This window comes from Streptomyces sp. NPDC025618, assembly GCF_055558795.1.
Genome location: NZ_JBVHLW010000017.1, coordinates 80192 through 104322, shown reverse-complemented (window position 1 = coordinate 104322; position 24131 = coordinate 80192). Strand labels below are relative to the sequence as shown.

Sequence of the window (24131 nt, the reverse complement as noted above, 5' to 3'; positions counted from 1 at the left end):
CGGGCCGGGCCCGGATCGCGGCGTGGCTACGCGTGCTGGGCGTGCCGGTGTCAGGTGGTCCGGCCCCGCGCGGCCGGCCTGTGCGGGGTGTGGTTCAGGAGGTGCCCTGGCCGTCGCCGTCCAGCTCGTTCGGCGCGGCGCCGTCCTGGCCCTCGGTGGGGGAGGAGGCGCGGCGCAGCAGCTTGCTGACCTGACGCGACAGCTGGCCCATGGCCTGGGTGGCCGGCACCTTCTTCAGGGCGAAGATCGAGGCGACGGAGGTGACGGGCATTCCGCACAGCAGCACGCAGTAACCCGCGTCGCCCCGCTGCACCATCTGATATCCCACCCAGAGATAGGCGACGACCAGAGCGCCGGAAAGGCATTGCCCCAGCGCCGTCGTGGCATTTCCCAGGATGACATCGAGGCGCTGATTGCGGGCCTCCATATTGATGGACCGCATGGCACGCCGCAGGTTTCTGGATTTCACATGTTCGAGATTTTTCACCAGTTCCATCAACTGGTCGACAGCGATCGTCGAACCGCCGTTATTTCCCCCGTTGTCCGTCATTAACGCGCCTCGCTCACGTCCACGTCCACGTCCGAGGCCAGCCGCCGAAGTGTACGGGCGATCAGATGGTCCTGGTTGGCCGGGTTCGTCACTTTGCCCACCAGGACGGCGATTTTATGATGCCGGCCCAATTCCGTCTGCTTTTCGGCTGACTGCTCGGCGTCGGTGTACTCGCGGACGATGCCCGCGAGGATGGCGTTCGCCAGCTCCGGGTCGTCCTGGCTGCGCCGCAGCAGCTGTTTCGCCTCGAGGTTGAGCACCTGCTCCTCGGCCATGCCGCGCAGGGTGGAGCAGAACATCGAACGGAAGACCTGGAGTTCGTGCTCCTGCTGCTTGGCCAGCGCCCGGCGCAGCGCGGTGAAGAAGACCAGGATGGCCAGGGTGGCCCCCGCGGACATCGCCCAGACCCCTATCAGCGGCCATTCCGCGTGGCTCGCGTAGGCGAGCGTGCAGAAGGCCAGGGTCCCCACCGCGGAAAGAAAGCTCCCCGTCACCGCCGCGATGCGCAGCCTGGTCAATTCCGGGTGCCTGGTCAGCTCATCCTGAGGGCCCGCCGCCCCGGTCATCCGCCGGCTCTCTTCTTGCCGCAACGCGGATATGAGAGCCCCGACGCCTTTGTCGAAGGATCGCGGTCGCGCCACGCGGGGGGCCGAACGAGCCGCTGAGGACCGGCCTGTCGGATCAATCAGGCTGCGCACGCCAACAGCGAATTCTTTTCTCCGCACGGCGCCCCCCTGAGGTATCTCGAGCGTACCCAACGTAGCAGATCGCCAACCGTTGGTGAAGCTGTGTCGAAAGATTTAGGGGGAACGGAAAAGGTGCGCGCCCATGGGCTCCGGCAAATCGTCGCGGATGGGCGGGATTACTCGGTGGTAGAACGATCAAGTAGCTGTGAAAGAACGATTCTGTAGCGGTAATTACGGTACCTTCGGACTCCTGTGCCAATCGCGGGAGTTGGGGGCCGATTCACCCTGACAGGCCGAACAGCTGCGTCCAGTAGGTACCCGCCCGGCCGCCGCCGGCAAACCCGACGCCGATGTGGGTGAAGCCGGGATCGAGGATATTGGCCCGGTGCCCCGGGCTGTCCATCCAGCCCTGGACGACCTCGGCGGGGGAGCGCTGGCCGCACGCGATGTTCTCGCCGATGCCCCGGTGGGCGCATCCCGCCGCGGCGGCCCGGTCCCAAGGGCGGCTCCCCTCGGGCGAGATGTGCGCGTAGAAGTCGCGCGCGACCATGTCCGCGGAGTGCGCCTGCGCCGCCGCGCCGAGGCGCCGGTCGTCGGCCAGCGGCGGCAGACCCGCCGAGGCCCGCTCGGCGTTGGTGAGGGCGAGGACCTCGGCGGCGGTCCGCGCCAGGCCCGCCGAGCTGAAGGGGCTCGCCCACAGAGCCGTCCAATACGTGGTGCCCGAGCGGGAGTCCACGGCGTGGGCGATGCCCACGGCCGTGAAGGCGGGATCCCGGAGCGGACGCCCGGCCTCCGCCTCGCCCAGGCAGTAATCCAGGAACTCCGCGGGCGTACGGGGCCCGGAGACCAGCTGCTCGGCCAGGCCCAGATAGGCGTAGCCGCTGCCGGTGACGCGCTGGAAGACAGAGACGCCGTCGGCCCCCTCGGCGCCGAGGTGCCCCTGGGCCGCCATCGCCGCCGCGTGGCCCCGCGCGGCGGCCGTGAGCCTCGGGTCCACGGTCACCGGCGGCGCGCCGCCGCGCGCCCGCCCCGAATTGACCAGTGCGGCAAGCGGATCGGCGTCATCCTCTTCCGCGTTCTCCTCCAGCACGTCGACGCCGAAGTCGCGGGCGATCCCGGCCAGCCCGTCCGCGTACCCCTGACCGAGCGCGCGCAGCTTCCACTCGCCTCCGCGGCGGTAGAGCTCCGCGAGCAGCAGGACGGTCTCGCGCGTGGGGCGCGGCGGCGTGAAGCGCGCGAGCACGTCCCGGCCGCCGCCCGTCACGGACAGGGCGGGCGCGGGCAGCCGGCCGAGCGGGGTGCCGGGCGTCGCCGGGCTGACGACGAGCGTGACCCGGCTCGCTCCCGCCCGCAGCCGCGCGGGCTCCACGGTGAGGCCGCCGTCGTGCAGCCGGGCACCCGGGGCGGAGGGCTGGTTGTAGAAGACGAAGTCACCGTCCCCCGTGACCTTCCCGGTGTCGTCGGTGATGAGAGCGGAGAGGTCGAACGGCCCGGAAACCCGGAGGGACACCGGGCCGTGGGGGAGCGGGGTGTTGCCGCCGGGTGTCAACTGGGTCATCGCCGCACCTGTGTCCTCGTCGTTCGTGGAGAGCGCTGGAAGAACGGCCCGCGGGGCGGCGTGGGTTCCCGCGCGGTTCGCGAACATGCCCGGGACAGGGAGACGAACCTCTGGCCGGCGAAGGAGCGGTGACGTCCCGCGCCCATGCGTCAGACCCCGCCCGGTCGGTCACCGGGCGGGGCCTGTGTCACAGGGTGCGGGTCAGCCCTCCAGGCCGTACCGGCGCGCGGCCTCCCGTACCGTCTCCGGCTTGACCTCGCCCCGGCGGGCCAGCGCGGCGAGCGCCGCGAGGGCCACCGACTGCGGGTCCACACCGAAGTGGCGGCGGGCCGCCTCGCGGGTGTCGGAGAGACCGAAGCCGTCCGTGCCGATGGACGTCCAGTCCTGCTCGACCCAGGGGGCGATCTGGTCGGGGACCGCCCGCATCCAGTCGCTGACGGCGAGGACCGGACCCGGCGCGCCGTGCAGTGCCTGGGTCACGTACGGGACCCGGTCCTCGCCCTTGAGCCGTGCCGCGTCACAGGACAGGGCGTCGCGGCGCAGCTCGGTCCAGGAGGGTGCGGACCACACGTCGGCGGCCACCCCCCAGTCGTCGGCCAGCAGCCGCTGGGCGTCCAGGGCCCAGTGGACGGCCGTGCCGGAGGCCAGCAGTGTCAGGCGCGGTGCCTCGGCCGGCGCCCCGGCGGCCTCCTTGAAGCGGTAGAGCCCCTTGAGGATGCCCTCCTCCACGCCCTCGGGCATGGCCGGCTGGACCTTGGTCTCGTTGTAGACCGTCAGGTAGTAGAAGACGTCCTCGGCGTCGGGGCCGTACATCCGCCGCAGGCCCTCCCGGACGATGACCGCGATCTCGTACGCGAACGCCGGGTCGTAGGAGACCGCCGCCGGGTTGGTCGAGGCGATCAGGTGCGAGTGGCCGTCGGCGTGCTGGAGGCCCTCGCCCGTCATCGTCGTGCGGCCGGCGGTGGCGCCGATGACGAAGCCGCGGCCCAACTGGTCGGCCAGCGCCCAGAACTGATCGGCCGTCCGCTGCCAGCCGAACATCGAATAGAAGATGTAGAACGGGATCATCGGCTCACCGTGCGTGGCGTACGACGTGGCGGCCGCCGTGAAGTCGGCCAGCGAACCCGCCTCGGTGATGCCCTCGTTGAGGATCTGACCGTCCTTGGACTCCTTGTAGTAGAGGAGCTGGTCGCGGTCGACGGGGTCGTAGGTCTGGCCGGCCGGGGAGTAGAGCCCGGCCGAGGGGAAGAGCGACTCCATGCCGAAGGTGCGGGCCTCGTCGGGCACGACGGGCACCCAGCGCGGCCCAGTCTCCTTGTCCCGCATGAGGTCCTTGACCAGCCGGACGAACGCCATGGTGGTGGCGATCTCCTGGCGGCCCGAGCCCTTGTGGAGGGCCTCGAAGGGTTTCGCGGAGGGCTCGGGCAGCGGCTTGGCGACGACCTTGCGGGCCGGGGCCGGGCCGCCCAGCGCCGCGCGGCGCTCGCGCAGATAGCGCACCTCGGGGGAGTTCTCGCCGGGGTGGGCGTACGGCACCAGCTCGCCGTCCAGCGCGCTGTCGGGGATGGGGAGGCCGAGCAGATCCCGCATCGCCCGGAACTCCTTCCCCGTGAGCTTCTTCATCTGGTGGTTGGCGTTGCGCGACTCGAAGCCCGGGCCCAGGGTGTAGCCCTTGACGGTCTGCACGAGGACGACGGTCGGCGCGCCCCGGTGCTCGACGGCGGCGCGGTAGGCGGCGTACACCTTGCGCGGCTCGTGACCGGCGCGGGAGGTGCGGAAGAGCTCCAGGAGCTCGGCGTCCGCGAGGCCCGCGCCGATCGTGTGCAGGGGGGAGCCGGGGCCCTCGGCGCCGAAGAAGTGCTCGCGGAGATAGGCCGGGTCCACCGTGGCGTACGTCTGGAACTGGGCGTCCGGGACCTCGCGCAGGCGCTTGAGCAGCGCGCCCTCGGTGTCCTTCGCGAAGAGCTTGTCCCAGGCGCTTCCCCACAGCGACTTGACGACGTTCCACCCGGCGGCGCGGAACTGGGCCTCCAGCTCCTGCACGATCTTGAAGTTGGGGCGGACCGGGCCGTCGAGGCGCTGGAGGTTGCAGTTGATGACGAAGGTGAGGTTGTCCAGCCGCTCGCGGCCCGCGAGGGCGAGGGCGGCGGTCGACTCCGGCTCGTCCATCTCGCCGTCGCCGAGGAAGGCCCAGACGTGCGACCGGGAGGTGTCCTTGATGCCGCGGTGCTCCAGATAGCGGTTGAACCGCGCCTGGTAGATGGCGGAGAGCGGGCCCAGGCCCATGGAGACGGTGGGGAACTCCCACAGCCAGGGCAGCCGGCGCGGGTGGGGATAGGAGGGCAGCCCGTCGCCGCCGGCCTCCTGCCGGAAGCGATCGAGCTGACCCTCCGTCAGGCGGCCTTCCAGGAAGGCGCGCGCGTAGATCCCGGGGGAGGCGTGGCCCTGGATGTAGAGCTGGTCGCCGGAGCTGTCCGTTTCCTTGCCGCGGAAGAAGTGCTGGAAGCCGGTCTCGTAGAGCCAGGCCGCCGAGGCGAAGGTCGCCATGTGGCCGCCGAGGCCCGCGCGCTGGTTGCCACGGGTGACCATGGCGGCCGCGTTCCAGCGGTTCCACGCGGTGATCCGGGCCTCCAGCTCCTCGTCGCCCGGGTAGGCGGGCTCGGCGGAGGTCGGAATGGTGTTGAGATAAGGGGTCTCCAGGAGCGGAGGGAGGTCCAGCCCGGTCCGCTCGGCGTGTTCGGCCATACGGCGCAGCAGGTACGCCGTCCGGTTGGCTCCCCCGAACCGGGTGGCGGAGTCCAGGGACTCGCGCCACTCGGCGACCTCTGACGGGTCCTTGTCGGGCAGTTGGTCGAGCTGGGACACGGGTGATCCTCTTTCACGATCCCGGGTGGGGACCGGGGGCGCCGCGTGCTGCTGCCGTGGTACCCCCGGCGATGGTGACGCGCGACCAGGCATGCGGGTGGACCGGCCGCCGGGGCCCGCCGGTGAGCCCCCGTTAGAACCTTTGATTCCGTGTAGCGGAACCACGTTTCCGTCCGACTCACGCTAGGAGCGCCAAGTTGCTGTAGTCAACATCTACCCATCGGTAATGAACGATGATCGATCATTTTTCCCCGCAGGCCCGCCCGGGCCGTCCTGACCTGTGGGTCAGTCGGCCGCCCGCTCCAGCAGCGCCTCGTAAACGCCCCGGTCATTGGCCGTTACCTCGGGAAAGCCCGTTCCGTACGCGCCGTGCCAGCGCGCCGCGACCCCGGGATTGGCGTGATCTGATCCATCCGGGAGATAGAAGTGCGGGCTGCACTTGACGCCGTGTTCCTTCGCGCAGCGGAAGTCGCGCGCGATGACCGCGCGGGCGCGGCCCTCGGCCAGCCCCTCGGCGATGGGCCGCGGATCGACGCCTTCCGTCTCCTCGGCGACGGCCAGCACCACCGCGTACGCCCCGATCGACCGGCTCTCCGCCCAGAAGGCGCGGCGCAGCGCCAGATCCAGTCGTTCGGACGCCTCCAGGCTCTGCTCCTTCGCGAGCTGCACCGCCTCCAGGGCCGGCAGCGAGGTGGAGGGGAACTTCCAGTCGGGCGCGCGCCACAGCTGCCAGCCCGCCTCGGGCTCGATGTGCGCCACGCCGCCCACCTCCGAGTCCGTGCCGGGCCGGGGGCTCGGACCGTTGTTGAACATCTCCAGCGGGAAGGCGCGGTGGTCCAGCCGGACGCGGTCCTCCAGGCCGAGCCGCTTGCGGGTGGTGTGCAGCCGGTGCATGGCCACGTGCGCGAACGAGCACCAGATGTCGGAGAAGACGGTGATGACCCCGGGGCGGACGTCGTCCTGGGGTGCGGTGGTGGTGGTCATGACGCTCCGATCGGTTCAAGGGCGTAGCCCAGGATGTGCAGTTGCAGCAGGCGCCCGGCCGCCGGATCCCGCCGCCGGAACGCCTCGACGAGAGGCTCGTGGTCCGAGGCGTTGGTGTGCAGCTCGGTGCGCAGCCGGGTGAGGGAGAGCCGCGTCCACAACTCGATGGTCAGCGACTCCCAGTTGGGCAACAGTACGGAATTCCCGGCCGCTTCGACGATCTCCCGGTGAAAAGCGACGCCGTGGCGGACCTGTCCGTCGACGTCACCGGCCTCGGCCGCGGTGTGCATCCGGGCCGTGTGCTCCTCCAGGACGGCGACGCGGTCCGCGAGGCGGGCGAGCGCCAGCTCGGCGGCCAGCCGCTCCAGGGCGCTGCGCACGGGATAGACCTCGCCGAGCCGCCGCGGGGTCAGCTCCCGGACCCAAGTTCCTTTATTTGGCGATAATTCGACCAGTTGCATCGCCTGGAGATCCCGCAGCGCCTCCCGTACGGGCGTCTGGCTCACCCCCAGCTCCATCGCCACCCGGCGCTCGACGATCCGGTCGCCGGGCTGCCACCGCCCCCGCGAGAGATGGTCGAGCAGGATCCGCCGGACCTGGTCGCTGAGCGGGGCGCGGGTCGGCCGCGCGGTGGGGCTTGCGTGACGGAGCGGCACTGCGGTCATGGACGTGGTTCTCCCAAACAGCCTTGAGCGATGATCGATCATCGGTTAACGTACGTTACGACGGGGGTCAATTCGCGGGTGCTTCAAGCCACTTCGCAGACGGGAACCTGACCTCCGGCAAGGCCGGATGCGGGTCCGGCGCCATCCACGCGGTCGACGCGTTTCCTGGTCCAGTGCGATCCCGTCCCGCCATGTCAGCGGAATCCCTGGCCCGTATTCCACCCGGCCGTCGCGAACGCCCGTGCGCCAGCTGCCCGGACGTCCCCGGCGTGCCGTACCGCGGGGCCCACCGGCCCCCCGGCACCTGTCTGTTGCTCACTTGCCGCAGCCTGCGAAGGAGAACCCGTGACCGAGCAGCTTCTCGACCTCACCCAGCACGAGATCGAGGCACTCAAGACCCGTTTCAACCTCGCCGACGCCCACACGCACCAGCAGCAGTCCCCCGGCCAGCAGGAGATCGTCGCCGCCCTGCCCGCCCTGTGGTACGAGGCGGAAGCGACCAAACAGGCCGAACTGGAGGACCGCTTCAAGGAGGTCTTCTTCCGGCTGCACGGTCAGAACAGCGTCCGCGCCGAGTCGACCATGCTCTCCTACGCGGCCTCCATATCGACGCTGGTCGCCGGCATGTATCTCAAACGCCACGACATCAGCGTGAGCCTCGTCGAGCCGTGTTTCGACAACCTCCCCGACGTGCTGCGCAACGTCGGTGTGCACCCCGTGCCCGTCCCCGAGGACGCCCTGCACGACGCCGACCGCATCTACGAGCGGCTCGCCGCCTCCGTCACCACCGACGCGCTCTTCCTCGTCGACCCCAACAACCCCACCGGGTTCAGCCTGCTCTCCCACGGCCGCAAGGGCTTCGAGGAGGTCATCCGCTTCTGCGTCGACCACGACAAGCTCTTCATCGTCGACCTCTGCTTCGCGGCCTTCGCCCTCGCCGACCCCCGCTTCGGCCGCTTCGACCTCTACGAGCTGCTCGACACCTCCGGCGTCCGCTACATCGCGCTCGAGGACACCGGCAAGACCTGGCCGCTCCAGGACGCCAAGTGCGCCCTGCTCACCTGCAGCCGCGACCTCTACGAGGACGTCTACAACATCCATACCAGTGTGCTGCTCGACGTCTCGCCCTTCATCCTCAACTTCCTCGCCCGCTATGTGGAGGACTCCATCGAGGACGGCATGGCATCGGTCCGCGACGTGATCACCCGCAACCGGGAGACCGCGCAGAAGGCCCTCGCCGGCAGCCTCCTGGAGCACATCGAACCGGCCGTCAACGTCAGCGTGGCCTGGTTCCGCATCCAGGACGCGGACATCAAGGCGACCGACCTCCAGCGCCACCTGGCCCGGCACGAGGTGTATGTGCTCCCCGGTACCTACTTCTTCTGGAACGAGCCCGAGCGTGGCGAGTCCTACGTCCGCCTGGCACTGGCCCGTGACCCCGGCGAGTTCCTCACCTCGGTGACCCGCCTGCGCGAGGCGGTGGACGGCTATGGCGCCTGAGCTGTATCTGGACGCGTCCCTCTTCATGGGGATGCACAGCACCGACCCGTCCGTACGGGCCGCCTGCACGGCCTTCTTCGCGTCCCACCTGGACCGGCCCGTCGTGATGACCTACGAGGAAGTCGGCCGCTGCGACGACTTCGTGTGGCACGCGCCGCGTGAGGTGCAGGACGACTACTACCCCTTCATGGACGTGCTGCACTCCCTGATGCCGATCACCCGGCGCGCCTACACGGAGGCCGACCTGGTCGCCGCCGCGGCCCTGCCCGCGGAGACCTCCGGACTGCGGGTGCGCGACAGGCTGCTGCTCGCCTCGGTCGTCGCCACCGGCGGCCGGCTGATCACCGTCAACCCGCGGCTCACCGCCCTGACCGGACTCGGACCCTCCGTGCGGGAGCCCGAACCGGCCGCGGAGCGCGGTGTCTTCCCCGCCGCGCTCGACAAGCTCTACGAACGGTCCCTGGTCCTGGAGGCCGACCATGCCGAGCTCTGACACGGCCGCGGCGGCCCGGCGGCTGAAGGGCCTGCGCGGCACGCTCGTGCCCCTCGTCACCCCGGTCGACGAGCGGCGCCGGGTGTGCCCGGCGAGCGTCGGGAAGCTGGTGCGGTCCGTGCGCCGGGACGTCACCGGTCTCGTACCGGCCCTGAGCACCGGCGAGGGCTGGACGCTCTCGGCCGGGCAGTGGACCGACATGGTGCGGCTGACCGTCGAGCACGCGGACGGCCTCCCCGTCCTCGCCGGAGCGGCGCTCGGTGACGTCGACGGCATCCTGGCCCGCGCCCGGCTGGCGGCGGACCTCGGAGCCGACGCGGTCGTCGTGCCCCCGCCGTTCCCCGGCGCCGACGGCGAACGCCGCGGTCTCGTCGACCACTTCGCGGAGATCCTCGACGGCAGCCCGCTGCCGGTCTTCGTCTACCACGAGCACGTGGAGTCCAAGGCGCCGCTCGACATCGACGCGCTGCGGAAGGTCTGCGAGCTGCCCGGCATCGTCGGCGTCAAGGACTCCAGCGGCTCGGCCGAGTTCACCCGGCAGCTGCTGGACAACGCCGCGGGAGTGCCCGTCTTCCAGGGCTGGGAACACCTGCTGACCCGGGCGCCCGGTGTGCAGGGCTTCGTCGGGCCGCTGGCCAACCTCGAACCCGCGGTCTGCGCCGCCGCGCTCGCGCGGGGAGACGAGGAGGCACAGGCCCGCGTCGACGCGCTGTCCGAGCGCCTGCGGCTGCTGACGGACGACTGGTATCTGCACGTCAAGGCGGAGCTGGTCCGCCGGGGCGTCATCGGCACCGCGCTGCCCGTCAGCTGACCGCACGCGCCGGCACGGGCGCGCAGCCTCCGCGCGCGCCCGCGCCGGCGCCCATCCGAATCCGTGAATCCGTGATCCGCCGGGAGCCTTCCGTGACCACCACGACCCGTACGGCCGGCAGCCGCCTCTTCGTACTGAACCGTTCCATACCCACCCCCGATGAACTGCGCGAACTGCACGAGCTGGAGGAGCGGTTGATCGTCGGCCGCGCCCGCGAGATCGAGGCGGCCGCCCCGGAGATGGCCGACCGCGCGGCCCTGAGCCGTCGGATGAAGGAGCTGCTCGACGCGGAGAAGGCCGACGCGCCCGAGTTCGAACGCGTCCTGGCCGAGGACCTCGACCGCGAGCAGTTCAAGGAGGTCGTCGCGCAGTTCGCCGTGGACGGCCTGACCGAGTCGGAGTCCTTCCTGCCCATCGTCTGGCGGCTCCCGAAGAAGGCCAAGATGGCGGTCTTCCGGGTGCTCGTCGACGAATTCGGCTGCGGAAACCTCGACCAGGCGCACTTCAACATCTACCGCGACCTGATGACCGAACTGGACATGTCGCTGGAGGTCGGCGACTACCTCGACCGCACCAACGAGGAGACGTTCGCCTACGTCAACACCTTCTTCTGGGCGGCCGCCCGGGCGCCGCGCCCGGAGTATTTCCTGGGCGCGCTGTGCTATCTGGAATCAAGCATCCTCTACGCGTTCCAGTGCTTCGCCGACGCCGCCACCAGGCTCGGCCTGAAGGGGGCCCGCTACTACACCGAGCACCTGCACATCGACAACTTCCACGCCAAGGAACTCCAGGTCGCCATCCGGGAGTTCGACGCCGAGGCCGACCTGCACCCGGCCAAGGTGTGGACGGGGTTCAAGCTCGCCAGTGACGTCATCGGCGGTGCCACCGAGGCGGCCGTCGCCTCAGCGCTGAAGGTGGGCTGAATGCCGGACACGACAGGGCCGGTCCCGGCCGAGCGGAAAAGTATCGAGCGGAAAAGTGCCGGGCGGAGCGGTGCCGAGCAGAGCAGTGCCGGGCAGAGCGGCGCCGCGGTCGGGCAAAGCAGTGTCGAGCAGATCGGTGAGGGCCGCATCCGGATCCGCGTCGGTGACCGGGAATTCGAAGCCGATTCCCTGTGCCCGCACCGCAAGGGGTTCCTCGCCCACGGCTATGTCAACGCCGCGCGGCTGCGGATCACCTGCCCCCTGCACCACTCGAGCTTCTCCCTGGAGACCGGCGAGGCCGTCACCGGCCCCACCCGCACCCCGCTGTGCGTACGGGAGACCACCGAGCGGTCGCCGGAGCCGGTGAACTGACGGCTCGGGCCGTGCCGGTCGTGCGGAAGCACACGCGTGCTTCCGCACGACCGGCACATCGCTCATCCGGTCAGTGCGTCAGATGCGCGGGCTCATGGGTGAGTTCCTCGATGTCGACCCCGGCCTTCTCCAGCAGCTGCTCGGCGAGGCCGTACAGCGCCCGCGCCGCCGCGACCTCCTCGCCGACCCGCTGCTGACCCGGGTCGTCCGGATTCCGGTTGGTGACACCGTGCGCCGTGAAATCCGTGCCGTCACGCATACGCAGCCGCGCCGCCGCCTGTGTCAGCGGCCCGGCCTCACGGAATTCCAGATCGATGGTGCACTCGACGATCGTCTCCATGGCAATCACACCTCCAGCGATTCACGTTCCGGCGTCGTCCCGGCCGCTGCCGGGGCCGGTCCGCGCCGTGCTGCTGCGCCGCAGCAGATCGACGACCTCCTCGTCCGATGTCTGGGAGAAGTCCTGGTACCACTCGCCGACCGCGAAGAAGACGGCCGGCGTGGAAAGACAGATCAGTTCGTCCACCTCCGCGCGCAGCTCCTCGGCCGCGTCCGGCGGGGACACGGGCACCGCCAGCACCACCCGGGCCGCGCCGTGGGCCCGCGCCACCCGGCAGGCGGCCGCCGCGGTCGCGCCCGTCGCGACACCGTCGTCCACCACGACCGCCGTACGGTCCGCCAGCGGGATCCGCGCCCGTCCGGCACGGAACCGGTCCGCCTGCCGGGCGAGTTCGGCCTCCTCGCGGCGCTGCACCTCCGCGAGGTCGTCCTCGTCGACCCGGCCCATCCGGACGATGCTGTCGTGGACGACCCGCACGCCGTCCTCGCCGATGGCACCGAAGCCCAGCTCCGCGTGGCTGGGCACGCCGAGCTTGCGGACCAGGATCACATCCAGCGGCGCCGCCAGCGCCTCGGCCACCTCGAAGGCCACCGGAACACCCCCACGGGGCAGCCCGAGCACGACCGTGTTCCCGTCCCGCAGGTGCCCCAGCCGCTCGGCGAGCCGCCGCCCGGCGTCCACGCGATCGCGGAACCTCATGCTGGCCATGTATCCAATATGGCCAGCTTCGCCCGGATAGTCCATGGCGTTCAGGCGAAAGCCTCCCGGACCCGCGCCGCCACCCGAGCCGCCTCCTCCTGCGACGCGTAGCGCGTGCGCGGCCAGAAGAACCCCCGCAGCCCGTCCTTGCGGTTGCGCGGCACGACATGCACATGGAAATGCGGTACCGACTGGCTGATCCGGTTGTTGGCCGCGACGAACGACCCGGCCGCGCCCATGCCCCGCTCCACGGCCCCCGCCACCCGCTGCACCCGGGTGAAGAACGGCCCGACCTCCGCCACCGGCAGATCGGTGAGCGTCTCGGCGTGCCGCTTCGGCACGACCAGCACATGCCCGGGGAAGAGCGGCCGGGCGTCCAGGAAGGCCACCGCCGCCTCGTCTTCGAAGACCCGGTGGGCTTCCGCCCCGCCCGCCGCGATGGCACAGAACACACAGTCCACGACGTCGCACCTCGCTGGTGGCGGATCCGGTCCCCCCGGGCAAGGATCATGCCATGCCCCTGCTCGTCGGCACCTCGGGATGGCAGTACAAGGACTGGCGCGGTGACCTTTACCCCGCCGGCCTGCCGCAACGGCTGTGGCTCGAGGAGTACGCCCGCCACTTCACCACCGTCGAGAACAACAACTCCTTCTACCGCCTGCCCGAGACGGCCACCTTCGCCGACTGGCGCGACCGCACGCCCGACGGCTTCGTGATGGCGGTCAAGGCCAGCCGCTATCTGACCCACATCAAGCGGCTGCGCGACCCCGAGGAACCGGTCGGCCGGCTGATGCGGCGCGCCGCCGGCCTGGGGGAGCGGCTCGGGCCCGTACTGCTCCAGCTGCCGCCCACCCTCCGCGCCGACCCCACCGCCCTGGACGCCACGCTCGGCTGCTTCCCCACCGGCACCCGCGTGGCCGTCGAACCCCGCCACGCGTCGTGGTGGACGGACGAGGTGTGGGCCGTGCTGGAGGCCCACGGCGCGGCCCTGTGCTGGGTGGACCGCGACTCCCGGCCCGTGACGCCGCTGTGGCGGACGGCGGACTGGGGCTATGTGCGCTTCCACTGCGGCCGGGCCCGGCCCTGGCCGCGCTACGGGCGCCAGGCGCTCACCAGCTGGGCCCGGCGGATCGCCGACCAGTGGCCCGACCGGGCCGATGTGTACGCCTACTTCAACAACGACCCCGGCGGAGCGGCCGTCCACGACGCCGCCGTCTTCGCCCGCGCCGCCACCGCGCACGGCCGCACCGTGACCCGGACTTCGGGCCTCCGCGGCTGAGTGCCACAGGAAGCCGTACCACCGGGAACGGGAACGCGGGCCGCGGCGTCAGAGCGGGTGTGGCCCGAACGCGCACGGCCCGGAACGCGCCGTCCGTACGGGGAGGGGACGGACGGCATGGACGCGGAGCACGCACCTCCACTGCTCGCCGGGCGGTACCGGCTGATCGACCGGCTCGGCAGCGGCGGCATGGGAACCGTCTGGCGCGCCGTCGACGAACTCCTCGACCGCGAGGTCGCGGCGAAGGAGGTCCGGGCCCCCGAGCACCTGCGGGAGCACGACGTACGGATCCTCTACGCCCGGCTCAAGCAGGAGGCCCGCGCCGCCGCCCGCGTCAGCCACCCGAACGTGATCACCGTGCACGACGTCGTGGAACAGGACGGCCGCCCCTGGATCGTCATGGAGCTGGTGCGCGGCCGCTCCCTCGCGGACGTCCTCCAGCACGAGGGCGTGCTGCTGCCCAAGGAGGCCGCCAAGGTCGGCTCGATGGTGCTCCAGGCGCTGCGCAGCGCGCACTCCTCCGGGGTGCTGCACCGCGACGTCAAACCGGCGAACGTCCTGCTGGAACCCGGCGGCAGGGTCGTCCTCACCGACTTCGGCATCGCCCTCGTCGAGGGCTCGGGCACCCTGACCCGCACCGGTGACCTGGTCGGTTCCCCCGACTTCCTCGCCCCCGAGCGCGCGCTCGGACAGCGGCCCGGGGCGCCCTCGGACCTCTGGTCGCTCGGGGCGACCCTGTACGCGGCGATCGAGGGCGTCTCGCCCTTCCGGCGCGGCTCGGCGCTGAGCACGCTCCAGGCCGTGGTCCAGGACGACCCGCCACCGCCGCGGCGCGCCGGGCCGCTCACCCCGCTGCTCGAGGGCCTCCTCCGCAAGGACCCGCGGACCCGGATGGGCTCGGCGGAGGCCCAGCGGATGCTCGACGCCGTGGCCGCGGGACACATGACCACACAGCCGGGCTGGACCGGCGCCGGGGGATACGTGCCCACCGAGCGGGCGGCGCCCGCCCCTCAGCCATCGCTTCCCCCGACGCCCGCGACGCCACCCGCCCAGGGCGACGCGTCGGTCTCCACCTCGGGATCGGGCCCGGTCGTGCCGCTGTACAGCGGCGGCCCGGCGCACTCCCCGACTCCGACGCCGAAGCCGACCCCGGCCCCGAGCTCGACCCCGCCACTGCCACCGCCGCCGTACTCGGGCGCCCCGAGCAGTCCGGTGATGGTCGCGGGATATCCGGCGAGCGGTGCCTACCCGTTGCCCGTCACGCCACCGGACGGCCGGCGCCGACTGGTCGCGCTGCTCCTCGGCTCGCTGCTGGCCCTGCTGCTCGTCGGCGGCGGCACCGCCGCCGTGCTCGCCGCGCGGGGAAGCGGAGATTCCGGCACGCGGAATCCGGCCGGGGTGTCGAGCTCGGCCTCCGACTCCGGGGGCGGCGCCGCCGACTCCGCGGGCGGCGGGGGAGCGGCGAGCCCCGCCCCCGCCACGGGCCCGTCGGCCTACCCCTCGCCCGGCGCCACCCGGCCCACGATCCCGGCGGGCGGCGGCAGCGCCGGGTCCTGCAACGGGGGGTGGCTGTCGACATGCGGATCGGGGTGAGGCTTCCCCGTACGTAGGACTCATGCGTAGGACCACTTCATGCCGGCTATCGGGGGGAATTCATGCGGCTGGTATCAGTTTCATTCGCGAGTGTTCCGTTCAGGCGGACAAGGCACAGGACCGCCGCGCGAGGCACGGCACTACGGCGCCGCAGGCTGCGCGCCGTCGCGCTGCTCACCGTGCCGGCGTTGCTCGGCGGTGCCACCGTGGCGGGGTGCACGACGGCACAGAAGAAGAAGGCCGCCGAGCTCGTGCTGGAGGCCGTGGGCACGACAGGCGACCACCCGTTCCTGCGGAACCCCGGCACCGACCTCAAGGGCGTCAACTCCCCGACGGGCGGCGGCGGTACGAAGGCGGTGGACGCCCGGGGCGCCTTCGGTGGCACCCCCGGCACCGTGCACTGCGACAAGGCGTCGCTGATCACGCAGATCACCCAGGACCCCGTCGAGGCCAAGGCGTGGGCCCAGGCCGCCGGCATCGACCAGAACCGCATCGCCGCGCGCATCGAGAGCCTCACGGAGGTGGTCCTGCTCGACGACACCCTCGTCAAGAACCACGACTACCAGGGCGACGGGAGGACCAGGGAGTATCTGTCGGTGCTCCAGAAGGGCGTCGCCGTCCTCAACGACCCGTACACCGGGCCCGTGGTGAAGTGCAACTGCGGCAACCCGCTCGGGGAACCCGACGACGACGTGGACCTCAAGGCGTCGACCTACGTGGGGACACGCTGGGAGACCTTCAGCGAGACCACGGTCACCGTCATCACACCCCGGGCCCGGGACAAGGGACCGGTCAAGGAGGTTCCGCTGGTCGATCCCTTCGAGAGCGACAAGGCATTCGACCGGGGAACGGGCACGGACGGCGACCACGACTCCGTGACCTTCCACTGGACCCCGCCGCCGCGCCGCACGCCGTCCTCACCGGGGCATGAGTCCAGTAACGGGCCGGGCTCGCCGGGGGGTTCGGCCGGCACAGGCACGCCGGGCGGCCCCGCCGGTACGCGCACGCCCCCCGGCGAGCAGTCGCCTTCGCGGGCGAACGAGTCGACGAAGTCACCCTCCGGCGCCACCTCACCGGCCACCGCGCCACCGACGGGCGCGTCGCGGCCGCCCGCGACCGGGGCCCCGCCGACCGGAACCCGTACCGGCGCCCCGCGGCCGCCGGCCTCGGAGCGGGAGACGGTCCCGACGAAGGCCCCGCCGACGAAGGGCGAGCGGCCTCCGACGGCGGGCGGGCAGCCGACGAAGGAGGAGCCGCCTCCGACAGCGGCCGGGCCGCCGACCAAGGCCGCCAAGTCGCCGCACGCCGCGACCGGGGAGCCCTCCACGGACGTCAAGTCCCCACCGGCGAAGCAGGAACTCCCGCCCACGGCCGCCAGGACACCGCGCGCGGAGGCCAGGACACCCACGGCCGCCGAGCCCGTACGGCCCACCTCCGAGGCGGAACCCCAGGCGCCGACGCACCACGGGACGGCGCACGCGACCGCGCCCGTCGAGCCCCCGGCGGAACCCCGGCAGCCGGCCGGCACATCCGGCACCGGCTCGTACGGGACGCGTCAGGGGAACCGGTGAATCCGGTGGAAAACCGCCGTCAGGGTACGTTGGGTGCCGGAAACGACGGGACTGTTCAGAGGGGTGGAGCATGGGGATGCTCAAGGGCACCAACATCCGGATTCCGGCACCGGCCGTGCGGATCGAGCTGGGCTGGCGCACGGGCGCCGGCATACCGGACGTCGATGCCTCCGCTCTGCTCCTGACCACCGGCAGAGTCCGCTCGGACGCGGACTTCGTCTTCTACAACCAGGCCGTCCATCCCTCCGGCGCCGTCCGTCACGAAGGCAAGCGCACCGTGGGTGACGCCGTGACCGACACCCTCGCCGTCGACCTCGCTTCCGTCGAGCCCGCGATCGAGACCGTCGTGCTCGCCGCGTCCGCCGACGGAGGCACCTTCGGCCAGGTGCCCGGACTGCACATCCGCGTGCTCGACCAGGCGAGCGGCGCGGAACTCGCCCGGTTCGACAGCTCGGACGCCACCGTCGAGACCGCCTTCGTGCTCGGCGAGCTCTACCGCCGCCAGGGCGAGTGGAAGTTCCGGGCCGTCGGCCAGGGCTACGACACGGGTCTGGCCGGCCTCGCCACCGACTTCGGCATCTCCGTCGACGAGCCCCGGCCGGCGCCCCCGGTTGCCCCGCCCGCCCCGTACGCACAGCCGGCGCCGCCCACGCAGGCGCCCGCGGCGCCGCCCGTCGCCCCGCCGCCCGCGGCCCCGGCTCCCGCGCCCGTGCGCCTGACCAAGGTCACGCTCACCAAGGACAAGCCGACCGTCTCTCTCACCAAGCAGGGCGGCACCTCCGGCGCGCTGCGCGTCAACCTCAACTGGCAGATGCGCAAGCAGGCGGCCAAGAGCGGCTGGCAGGCGAAGCTCGGCCAGGCCATGGCCAAGGCCACGCAGGGCGATCTGGACCTCGATCTCGGGGCCCTGTTCGAGCTCAACGACGGCCGCAAGGGCGTGGTCCAGGCGCTCGGCAACTCCTTCGGCTCGCTGCACCAGCCGCCGTACATCCACCTCGACGGCGACGACCGCACCGGCGCCTCCGCGGCCGGCGAGAACCTGACCGTCAACCTCGACCACATCGCCGACTTCCGGCGCATCCTCATCTTCGTGACGATCTACGAGGGCGCCCGCAGCTTCGCCGGTCTGCACGCCACCGTCACCCTCCAGCCGCAGCACGGCGCACCCATCGACTTCTCGCTCGACGAGTGCACCGTGGCCTCCAACGTCTGCGCCCTCGCCCTGCTCACCAACAACGGCGGCGACCTCGTCGTGCAGCGCGAGGCCCGCTACCTCGTGCCGGACCGCGGCGTGAGCCCGCAGCGCACGCTCGACCGCGCGTACGGCTGGGGCATGAACTGGACACCCGGCCGCAAGTGACACCACGGCCCGCTCAGGGCGCGGCCTCCGGGCGGGCGTACGTCCGCCCCTTCCAGGCCGCGCCCCGGCCGCGGTAGTGCTGCACCGCCGAATCCACCGTCATCAGCAGATAGAGCAGCCCCGTGAACGGCAGCAGCGGCGCCAGCGCCAGCGGCTGCCGGTAGTAGCGCAGCATCGGCGCGTACGTACCGGTCATCACCGCCCACGCGACCGCACCGGCCGCGAGCGTCACGGTGTGCCCGGTCAGCGCGCCCGCCAGCACGGCGACCGGCGGCGCGAGATAGATGACCGCCATGCCCGCGACGGTCCCGGCCAGCAGCAGCGGATTGTGACGCAGCTGCGCGTACGCGCTGCGCGAGACCATCCGCCACAGCGGGGCGAGCCCCGGATACGGCCGGACGCTGTCCACCCGCTCCGCGAGCCCCAGCCAGATCCGGCCGCCCGCGCGCTTCACCGCCCGCGCCAGCGACACGTCGTCGATCACCGCCTGCCGGATGCTGTCCGGGACCCCGGCCCGCTCCGCCGCCTCCCGGCGCAGCAGCACGCAGCCGCCCGCGGCCGCCGCCGTCCGCGCGGCCGGCCGGTTGATCCAGCGGAACGGATAGAGCTGCGCGAAGAAGTACACGAACGCCGGGACCACGAGCCGCTCCCAGAAGCTCGCCACCCGCAGCCGCGCCATCTGCGACACCAAATCCAGCCCGCCCGACCGCGCGGCGGCCACCAGCTCCCGCAGGCTGTCCGGCTCGTGCGCGATGTCCGCGTCCGTCAGCAGCAGATATTCCGCGTCCGTACGGGCACGGGCGAGCGCCATGCCGTGCCGCACCGCCCACAGCTTGCCGGTCCAGCCCGGCGGCGGCTCACCGGGCGAGTCCACCGTCAGCGGCAGACCGCCGTGCCGGTCCGCGAGGGAGCGGGCCAGCGCGCCGGTGCCGTCCGTGCTGCCGTCGTCGACGAGGAAGATCTCCGCCCGCCCCGGATAGTCCTGCGCGAGGAGCGACGGCAGGCTCGACGGCAGCACCTCCGCCTCGTCGCGGGCGGGGACGACGATCGCCACGGACGGCCAGTCGTCGGGCGGAGTGCGCGACGGGAGCCGCACGTCCGTACGCCAGAAGAAGCCCTGCCCCAGCAGCAGCCAGGCCCACGCGGCCAGGGAACCGACAGTGATCCACATCAGCGTGCTCATCCGTCGCAGTCTGCCGCACGACGCCCCTGACCGGGGGAGTTTCCGGGTCCCCGACATCTCGGACTCCCCGCGGCCGAGCGATCGAGCCGTCCGGGCCGGGAGCCCCGGCATCCGGCGCGGGGGCGCGCCGGCGCCCATCCATTAAAGTGACCGGGTGAAGATCGCGCTCATTGACTCCGGAAACGGCCTCCTGGCGGCGGCCGCCGCTGTGCACCGCCTGCGGCCCGACGCCGATCTCGTGCTCTCCTCCGACCCGGCGACCATGCCGTGGGGCCCCCGGACCCCCGAGGACCTCATCGGGAAGGCCCTGAGCTGCGCCCGCGCCGCCGCCGCGCACCGTCCGGACGCGCTGATCGTCGCCTGCAACACCGCCTCCGTGCACGCCCTGGCCGCCATACGCGCCGAGCTGGAGCCCGCGCTCCCGGTGATCGGCACCGTGCCCGCGGTCAAGCCCGCCGCGGTCGGCGGCGGCCCCTTCGCCATCTGGGCGACCCCGGCCACCACCGGCAGCCCGTACCAGCGCGGCCTGATCCGCGACTTCGCCTCCGGCGTCCGGGTCACCGAGGTGCCCTGCCCCGGCCTCGCCGACGCCGTCCAGCACGCCGACGCGGCCGGCATCGAGGCCGCCGTGGCCGCCGCCGCCGCGCTCACCCCGCGCGATGTAAGGGCCGTCGTCCTGGGCTGCACCCATTACGAGCTGGTCGCGGAGCGTATCCGTGAGGCCGTTCAGCCGCTGCTGCGTCCCTCGGACGGGCCCCTCGTGCTGCACGGCTCCGCCGAGGCCGTCGCCGCCCAGGCGCTGCGCCGGATCGGTGCGGCGCCGGCCCCCGACGCGGCGCCGACGGGCACCCTGACCGTGCTGTTCGGCGGCCGTGAGGCGGCCCTGGAGCCGTCCTCCCTCAGCTACGCGGAAGGCCGCTCCCTGAGCGCCGTCGGCGCCGCGCGCCCCTGACCGCGGCGCGGCCACACGATCCGGTCCCGTCCGCGCAGCACTCCTGCCGTGGTGGCGGAAGGTGAGTAGGCTGCGTCATATGAGGGACCACTCCAAGGGCCCGCAGGGCCACGAGGGCGACGAGAAGCCGGACGCGGTCGGAACCCCTTCCCCAGCCGACAGCGGCACCGAACTCGGCGTCTGGACCGGCCGTGCGACCAACCGGATCCAGTGGCTGCTGGCCGCTGCGGGCGCAGCCTGCCTGGCGCTGGGCGTCGAGCTGGCCGTCGACAGCGCGTGGACCTCGGGGCTGGCCCCTCTCGTCATGTCGGTCGTCGGCTGCGTCGCCGCGGGCCTGCTGATGCTCTACGGCACCCTCGCGTTCGTCCATGTGGCGGTGCGGGTGGACACCGAGGCGCTGGAAGTGCGCTGCGGCCACATCGGGGTGCCCCGCACCCGTATCCCGCTGGCGCACGTGGTCGGCGCCGACTTCGCCCCCCGCGTCACCCCCCGTCAGTGGGGCGGCTGGGGCTACCGCTGGCGCCCCGAGAAGGGCACCGCCGTCGTCGTCCGCCGGGGCGAGGGCTTCGTGCTGCGCCTGGGTGACGGCCGTTCCTTCACCGTCACGGTGGACGACGCGGAGGCCGCGGTACGGGCGATCCGCGACGGCCTGCGCCGGGCCGCCGGGCGCAGGGCCCCCGCCTGACCCGGGAAGAGCACCCGCGGACACCGCCTAGTCTCGAACCATGCCGACGCCCGAATTCATCACCGACCTCCGCGCCGCCGCGGGCCACCAACTGCTCTGGATGCCCGGGGTGAGCGCCATCGTGCTCGACGACGCCGGCCGGGTCCTCCTCGGCCGCCGCGCGGACTCCGGCGAGTGGTCGATCATCGGCGGCATCCCCGACCCGGGCGAGCAGCCCGCCGTGGCGGTCGTCCGCGAGGTGTACGAGGAGACCGCCGTCCACTGCGTCCCCGAGCGCGTCCTCCTCGTCCAGGCGCTGGCGCCCGTCACCTACCCCAACGGGGACCAGTGCCAGTTCATGGACATCTGCTTCCTGGCCCGCGCCGTCGGCGGTGAGGCGCGCGTCAACGACGACGAGTCGCTGGAGGTCGGCTGGTTCGAGCCGGACGCGCTGCCGCCGATGGAGGACTTCGCTCTCTCGCGCGTCAAGCAGGCGACGGCGGACGGCCCGACGTGGTTCGAGGGGATCGGCGAGCGGTAGGCCGGCGCCGGCCGTGGGCGGCATCAAGGATGAGTCAAGTTACTTGCGTCCATACGCAAGTACGGGGCTATGCTGCTGAGCGTCGCACCGAAGCTCTGACATCGGGGTGAACCAGCCGTACGGGCCGGTCCGCTCCTCGTCGTGTTCCACGGCGCCCCCGCGCGTCCCGGCCGGAAGGAGGCGAGAGACATGGATGGCAGTTGCGCGAGTCCGGGCCACAGTAGGCCCCGCACCCGCATGTCCTCGCTGACTTCCGGCACGCGGTAACCACCCTTCCCCGCGCGCGACTTCGCGCTCGCTCCCGCCCCGGCCCGTGCGGCCTCCGCCGCCCCGGGCCGTCGGGCTGCTGCTGCGTGCCCCAGAACCTCCCCCTCTGGGGGACTCGGGAGGCCGTCATGACCGACATGATCACCACCGCACCCACCGCTCCGGTATCGCCCCGCGCCGCTGCCCTCGACGACGCCCACGGCGGAGACAGCACCGTCACCCGCACCCGCTACGCGACGCCACACGTCGTCCCCGCTGTCCGCGCCCTCTTCGGCGAGATCGTCCGGCGCGTCGCGGCCGGCGCCGTCGACAGCCCCGTCCTCCAGGTCCTGGGCGCACCGGCCTGTGCCCGCACCGCGATCGGCCACACCACGCCCGGGCGGCCGCGCGCCCACTGGCGCACGGTCACCGGCCCCGGCGGCCGTGAACGCCTCGAGGCCGACTGGCGGCTGGAGCCCTGACCGGGCCGTCACACCCGCCCCACCAGCCTCCTCCCCGCACGTCAGGAGCCGATATGTCCCTGCGATACCCCCGGGCCTACCGCATCCACCCCGGGTGCCCCACCCCGTCCGGCAGCACGCTGACCGACCTCGACAGAGCAACCGGCCCCCGGCCCATGACCACCCTGCGGCCGCCGCTCCGGGCAGGCGGCCTGGTCGTCGATACCGATCAGCGCACCGTGTCGGCGGGCGGGCGGGAACTCACCCTCACCTACGCCGAGTTCGAGATACTCGCCCGGCTGATCGCCCGCCCCCGGCAGGTGCACACCCGCCGTCAGCTCCTGGCCTCCATCTGGGGACAGGACCACGAGAGCGGTACGCGCACCATCGACGTCCATATCGCCAGGCTGCGCCGCAAGCTCGGCCCGGACCACCAGGACGTCATCAGGACCGTACGACAGGTCGGTTACGTACTCGACCCTTCCGGGGAGGCCGGCCCCCACTGCGGCGGCCGCTGATCGGCGCAGGCGGGGCCGCGCGCTATCAGTGCAGGTCAGAGCGTTCTTATGGGTGTTGATAACGGTCACCAGTGCAGCCTTTGGATCTCCCGCCGATATGCGCTTCACTCGCTGCGTAACGACCACCGGCAAGTGGGGGAGGACGAGCCATGGGCGGCCGCAAGGAACACGAGCACGAGCACGGTCACGAGGACGACCACGGAAACGGGCACGGCGGTCACTCGCACGGAGTGGCCGCCGACGCCGACCGGCGCTGGCTGACCATCGCGCTGGCACTGATCGGAACGTTCATGGCGGTCGAGGTCGTCGTCGGTGTGCTCGCGGGGTCACTGGCGCTGATGTCGGACGCCGCGCACATGCTCACGGACGCCGCCTCGATCGTCCTGGCCCTGGTGGCCATGCGGCTCGCGGCCCGCCCCGCGCGCGGGAGTTACACCTTCGGCCTCAAGCGCGCCGAGATCCTCTCCGCACAGGCCAACGGCATCACCCTGCTGGCGCTGTCCCTCTGGCTGGCGTACGAGGCCGTCCAGCGCCTGCTCGCCCCGCCCGCGGTCTCCGGCGGTCTGGTACTGGTCACCGCCCTGGCCGGCATCGTGGTCAACGTCATCGCCGCGTGGTGCCTTTCGAAGGCCAACCGCAGCTCGCTGAACGTCGAGGGCGCCTTCCAGCACATCCTGACGGACCTCTACGGATTCATCGCCACCGCCGTCTCCGGAGCCGTCGTGCTGCTCACCGGCTTCGCCCGCGCGGACGCGATCGCCTCGCTGATCGTGGTGGCCCTGATGCTGCGCGCCGGCTACGGCCTCGTGCGCGCGTCCGGCCGGGTCTTCCTGGAGGCCGCCCCGGCCGGGATCGACCCCGACGCGGTCGGGGACCGCATGGCCGCCGCCGCGGACGCGGTGGAGATCCACGACCTGCACGTATGGCAGATCACCTCGGGTCAGCCGGCCCTGTCCGCCCACGTCCTGGCCGCGCCCGACGCGGACTGCCACGCCCTGCGGCGCGACCTGGAGCGCATACTGGAGCACGATTTCCGCATCACCCACACCACGCTGCAGGTCGATCACGCCACCGAACGGGTCCTGGCCCTCGCCGCGCCGGGGGAGCCGCACCCGCACTGCGCCAACTCCCACGGCACCACCCATCACAAGGGGGCACACGAGCACTGACCACTGGCTCGGCCTCCGGCGCAGGACCAGGATGGTGAGAGAGGCCGAGGAGGTGGGGCATCAGGTGCCGCCGGCCGCGCACCGTTCCCGTCGACGCCGTCCCGTCCCCGCCGGAAGAACCGGCAGACGACAGCCGTGTGCTGGGGGT

General features: G+C 72.2%; 24 protein-coding genes and 1 pseudogene. 15 read left to right on the top strand and 10 right to left on the bottom strand.

The window, feature by feature from the left end; translation table 11 throughout:
• Nucleotides 1–94 precede the first annotated feature (94 nt).
• The 6 genes from ACZ4A5_RS16960 to ACZ4A5_RS16935 all read right to left on the bottom strand — a co-directional run bounded on the left by ACZ4A5_RS16960 (nt 95) and on the right by ACZ4A5_RS16935 (nt 7308).
• Nucleotides 95–550, bottom strand: a complete 456-nt coding sequence (locus ACZ4A5_RS16960) for a hypothetical protein (protein WP_467583756.1) — start codon at nt 548–550, stop codon at nt 95–97.
• Nucleotides 550–1068, bottom strand: a complete 519-nt coding sequence (locus ACZ4A5_RS16955) for a hypothetical protein (RefSeq protein WP_467583753.1) — start codon at nt 1066–1068, stop codon at nt 550–552. Before ACZ4A5_RS16955 ends, ACZ4A5_RS16960 begins: the two co-directional genes overlap by 1 nt.
• Nucleotides 1069–1516: 448 nt before the next feature.
• The gene (locus ACZ4A5_RS16950) at nt 1517–2794 is read right to left on the bottom strand and encodes a CAP domain-containing protein (RefSeq protein WP_467583750.1); all 1278 of its coding nucleotides are present in this window, start codon (nt 2792–2794) and stop codon (nt 1517–1519) included.
• Between the two features lie 201 nt (nt 2795–2995).
• The gene (gene aceE / locus ACZ4A5_RS16945) at nt 2996–5659 is read right to left on the bottom strand and encodes a pyruvate dehydrogenase (acetyl-transferring), homodimeric type (RefSeq protein WP_467583746.1); all 2664 of its coding nucleotides are present in this window, start codon (nt 5657–5659) and stop codon (nt 2996–2998) included.
• A gap of 285 nt (nt 5660–5944) precedes the next feature.
• Nucleotides 5945–6643 carry a DsbA family oxidoreductase gene (locus tag ACZ4A5_RS16940; protein WP_467583743.1) on the bottom strand — a complete coding sequence of 233 codons (699 nt, stop codon included), beginning with the start codon at nt 6641–6643 and terminating at the stop codon, nt 5945–5947.
• Nucleotides 6640–7308 carry a GntR family transcriptional regulator gene (locus ACZ4A5_RS16935; RefSeq protein ID WP_467583740.1) on the bottom strand — a complete coding sequence of 223 codons (669 nt, stop codon included), beginning with the start codon at nt 7306–7308 and terminating at the stop codon, nt 6640–6642. Before ACZ4A5_RS16935 ends, ACZ4A5_RS16940 begins: the two co-directional genes overlap by 4 nt.
• Before the next feature lie 345 nt (nt 7309–7653).
• Between ACZ4A5_RS16935 and ACZ4A5_RS16930 the strand changes: the two genes are divergently transcribed.
• The 5 genes from ACZ4A5_RS16930 to ACZ4A5_RS16910 all read left to right on the top strand — a co-directional run bounded on the left by ACZ4A5_RS16930 (nt 7654) and on the right by ACZ4A5_RS16910 (nt 11407).
• On the top strand, nt 7654–8808 hold the full coding sequence (locus ACZ4A5_RS16930; protein WP_467583737.1) for a pyridoxal phosphate-dependent aminotransferase: 1155 nt from the start codon (nt 7654–7656) through the stop codon (nt 8806–8808).
• Nucleotides 8798–9301 carry a DUF6190 family protein gene (locus tag ACZ4A5_RS16925; protein ID WP_467583734.1) on the top strand — a complete coding sequence of 168 codons (504 nt, stop codon included), beginning with the start codon at nt 8798–8800 and terminating at the stop codon, nt 9299–9301. The genes ACZ4A5_RS16930 and ACZ4A5_RS16925 overlap by 11 nt, the downstream gene beginning before the upstream one ends.
• The gene (locus ACZ4A5_RS16920; protein WP_467583731.1) at nt 9288–10112 is read left to right on the top strand and encodes a dihydrodipicolinate synthase family protein; all 825 of its coding nucleotides are present in this window, start codon (nt 9288–9290) and stop codon (nt 10110–10112) included. Before ACZ4A5_RS16925 ends, ACZ4A5_RS16920 begins: the two co-directional genes overlap by 14 nt.
• 92 nt (nt 10113–10204) lie before the next feature.
• Nucleotides 10205–11035: an iron-containing redox enzyme family protein gene (locus tag ACZ4A5_RS16915; RefSeq protein ID WP_467583728.1), complete on the top strand. Its 831-nt coding sequence runs from the start codon at nt 10205–10207 to the stop codon at nt 11033–11035.
• On the top strand, nt 11036–11407 hold the full coding sequence (locus ACZ4A5_RS16910) for a Rieske (2Fe-2S) protein (protein WP_467583725.1): 372 nt from the start codon (nt 11036–11038) through the stop codon (nt 11405–11407). It abuts the gene before it with no gap.
• A 70-nt stretch (nt 11408–11477) separates the two neighbouring features.
• Here ACZ4A5_RS16910 and ACZ4A5_RS16905 read toward each other — a convergent pair whose 3' ends face one another.
• From ACZ4A5_RS16905 to ACZ4A5_RS16895, 3 genes and pseudogenes are all read right to left on the bottom strand, one after another.
• A complete protein-coding gene (locus tag ACZ4A5_RS16905) occupies nt 11478–11747 on the bottom strand; it encodes a DUF1876 domain-containing protein (protein ID WP_398874732.1) in 270 nt (89 codons plus the stop codon).
• A gap of 69 nt (nt 11748–11816) precedes the next feature.
• A pseudogene (locus ACZ4A5_RS16900) lies at nt 11817–12446 on the bottom strand (phosphoribosyltransferase); the annotation flags it as partial.
• A gap of 50 nt (nt 12447–12496) precedes the next feature.
• Entirely contained in the window at nt 12497–12907 is a 411-nt protein-coding gene (locus ACZ4A5_RS16895; protein WP_467583721.1) for an HIT family protein, read from the bottom strand.
• Nucleotides 12908–12960: 53 nt separating this feature from the next.
• On the opposite strand from ACZ4A5_RS16895, the gene ACZ4A5_RS16890 reads away from it, so the two are divergent.
• From ACZ4A5_RS16890 to ACZ4A5_RS16875, 4 genes are all read left to right on the top strand, one after another.
• The gene (locus tag ACZ4A5_RS16890; protein WP_467583718.1) at nt 12961–13725 is read left to right on the top strand and encodes a DUF72 domain-containing protein; all 765 of its coding nucleotides are present in this window, start codon (nt 12961–12963) and stop codon (nt 13723–13725) included.
• Nucleotides 13726–13842: 117 nt separating this feature from the next.
• Nucleotides 13843–15318, top strand: a complete 1476-nt coding sequence (locus ACZ4A5_RS16885; RefSeq protein ID WP_467583715.1) for a serine/threonine-protein kinase — start codon at nt 13843–13845, stop codon at nt 15316–15318.
• 179 nt (nt 15319–15497) lie between these two features.
• On the top strand, nt 15498–16889 hold the full coding sequence (locus ACZ4A5_RS16880) for a DUF6777 domain-containing protein (RefSeq protein WP_467583712.1): 1392 nt from the start codon (nt 15498–15500) through the stop codon (nt 16887–16889).
• Nucleotides 16890–16959: 70 nt separating this feature from the next.
• Entirely contained in the window at nt 16960–18249 is a 1290-nt protein-coding gene (locus ACZ4A5_RS16875; protein WP_467583709.1) for a TerD family protein, read from the top strand.
• A gap of 13 nt (nt 18250–18262) precedes the next feature.
• Here ACZ4A5_RS16875 and ACZ4A5_RS16870 read toward each other — a convergent pair whose 3' ends face one another.
• Entirely contained in the window at nt 18263–19432 is a 1170-nt protein-coding gene (locus ACZ4A5_RS16870; protein ID WP_467583706.1) for a glycosyltransferase, read from the bottom strand.
• A gap of 154 nt (nt 19433–19586) precedes the next feature.
• Between ACZ4A5_RS16870 and ACZ4A5_RS16865 the strand changes: the two genes are divergently transcribed.
• The 6 genes from ACZ4A5_RS16865 to ACZ4A5_RS16840 all read left to right on the top strand — a co-directional run bounded on the left by ACZ4A5_RS16865 (nt 19587) and on the right by ACZ4A5_RS16840 (nt 23983).
• The gene (locus ACZ4A5_RS16865; RefSeq protein ID WP_467583703.1) at nt 19587–20384 is read left to right on the top strand and encodes a glutamate racemase; all 798 of its coding nucleotides are present in this window, start codon (nt 19587–19589) and stop codon (nt 20382–20384) included.
• A gap of 79 nt (nt 20385–20463) precedes the next feature.
• A complete protein-coding gene (locus ACZ4A5_RS16860; RefSeq protein ID WP_467583701.1) occupies nt 20464–21069 on the top strand; it encodes a hypothetical protein in 606 nt (201 codons plus the stop codon).
• A 40-nt stretch (nt 21070–21109) separates the two neighbouring features.
• A complete protein-coding gene (locus ACZ4A5_RS16855) occupies nt 21110–21589 on the top strand; it encodes an NUDIX hydrolase (RefSeq protein WP_467583698.1) in 480 nt (159 codons plus the stop codon).
• Nucleotides 21590–21984: 395 nt separating this feature from the next.
• Complete coding sequence (locus tag ACZ4A5_RS16850; RefSeq protein WP_467583695.1) at nt 21985–22317, top strand: hypothetical protein; 333 nt, start codon at nt 21985–21987, stop codon at nt 22315–22317.
• Nucleotides 22318–22370: 53 nt separating this feature from the next.
• Complete coding sequence (locus ACZ4A5_RS16845; protein WP_467583692.1) at nt 22371–22814, top strand: winged helix-turn-helix domain-containing protein; 444 nt, start codon at nt 22371–22373, stop codon at nt 22812–22814.
• Nucleotides 22815–22963: 149 nt separating this feature from the next.
• Nucleotides 22964–23983: a cation diffusion facilitator family transporter gene (locus ACZ4A5_RS16840; RefSeq protein WP_467583689.1), complete on the top strand. Its 1020-nt coding sequence runs from the start codon at nt 22964–22966 to the stop codon at nt 23981–23983.
• Nucleotides 23984–24131: the final 148 nt, after the last annotated feature.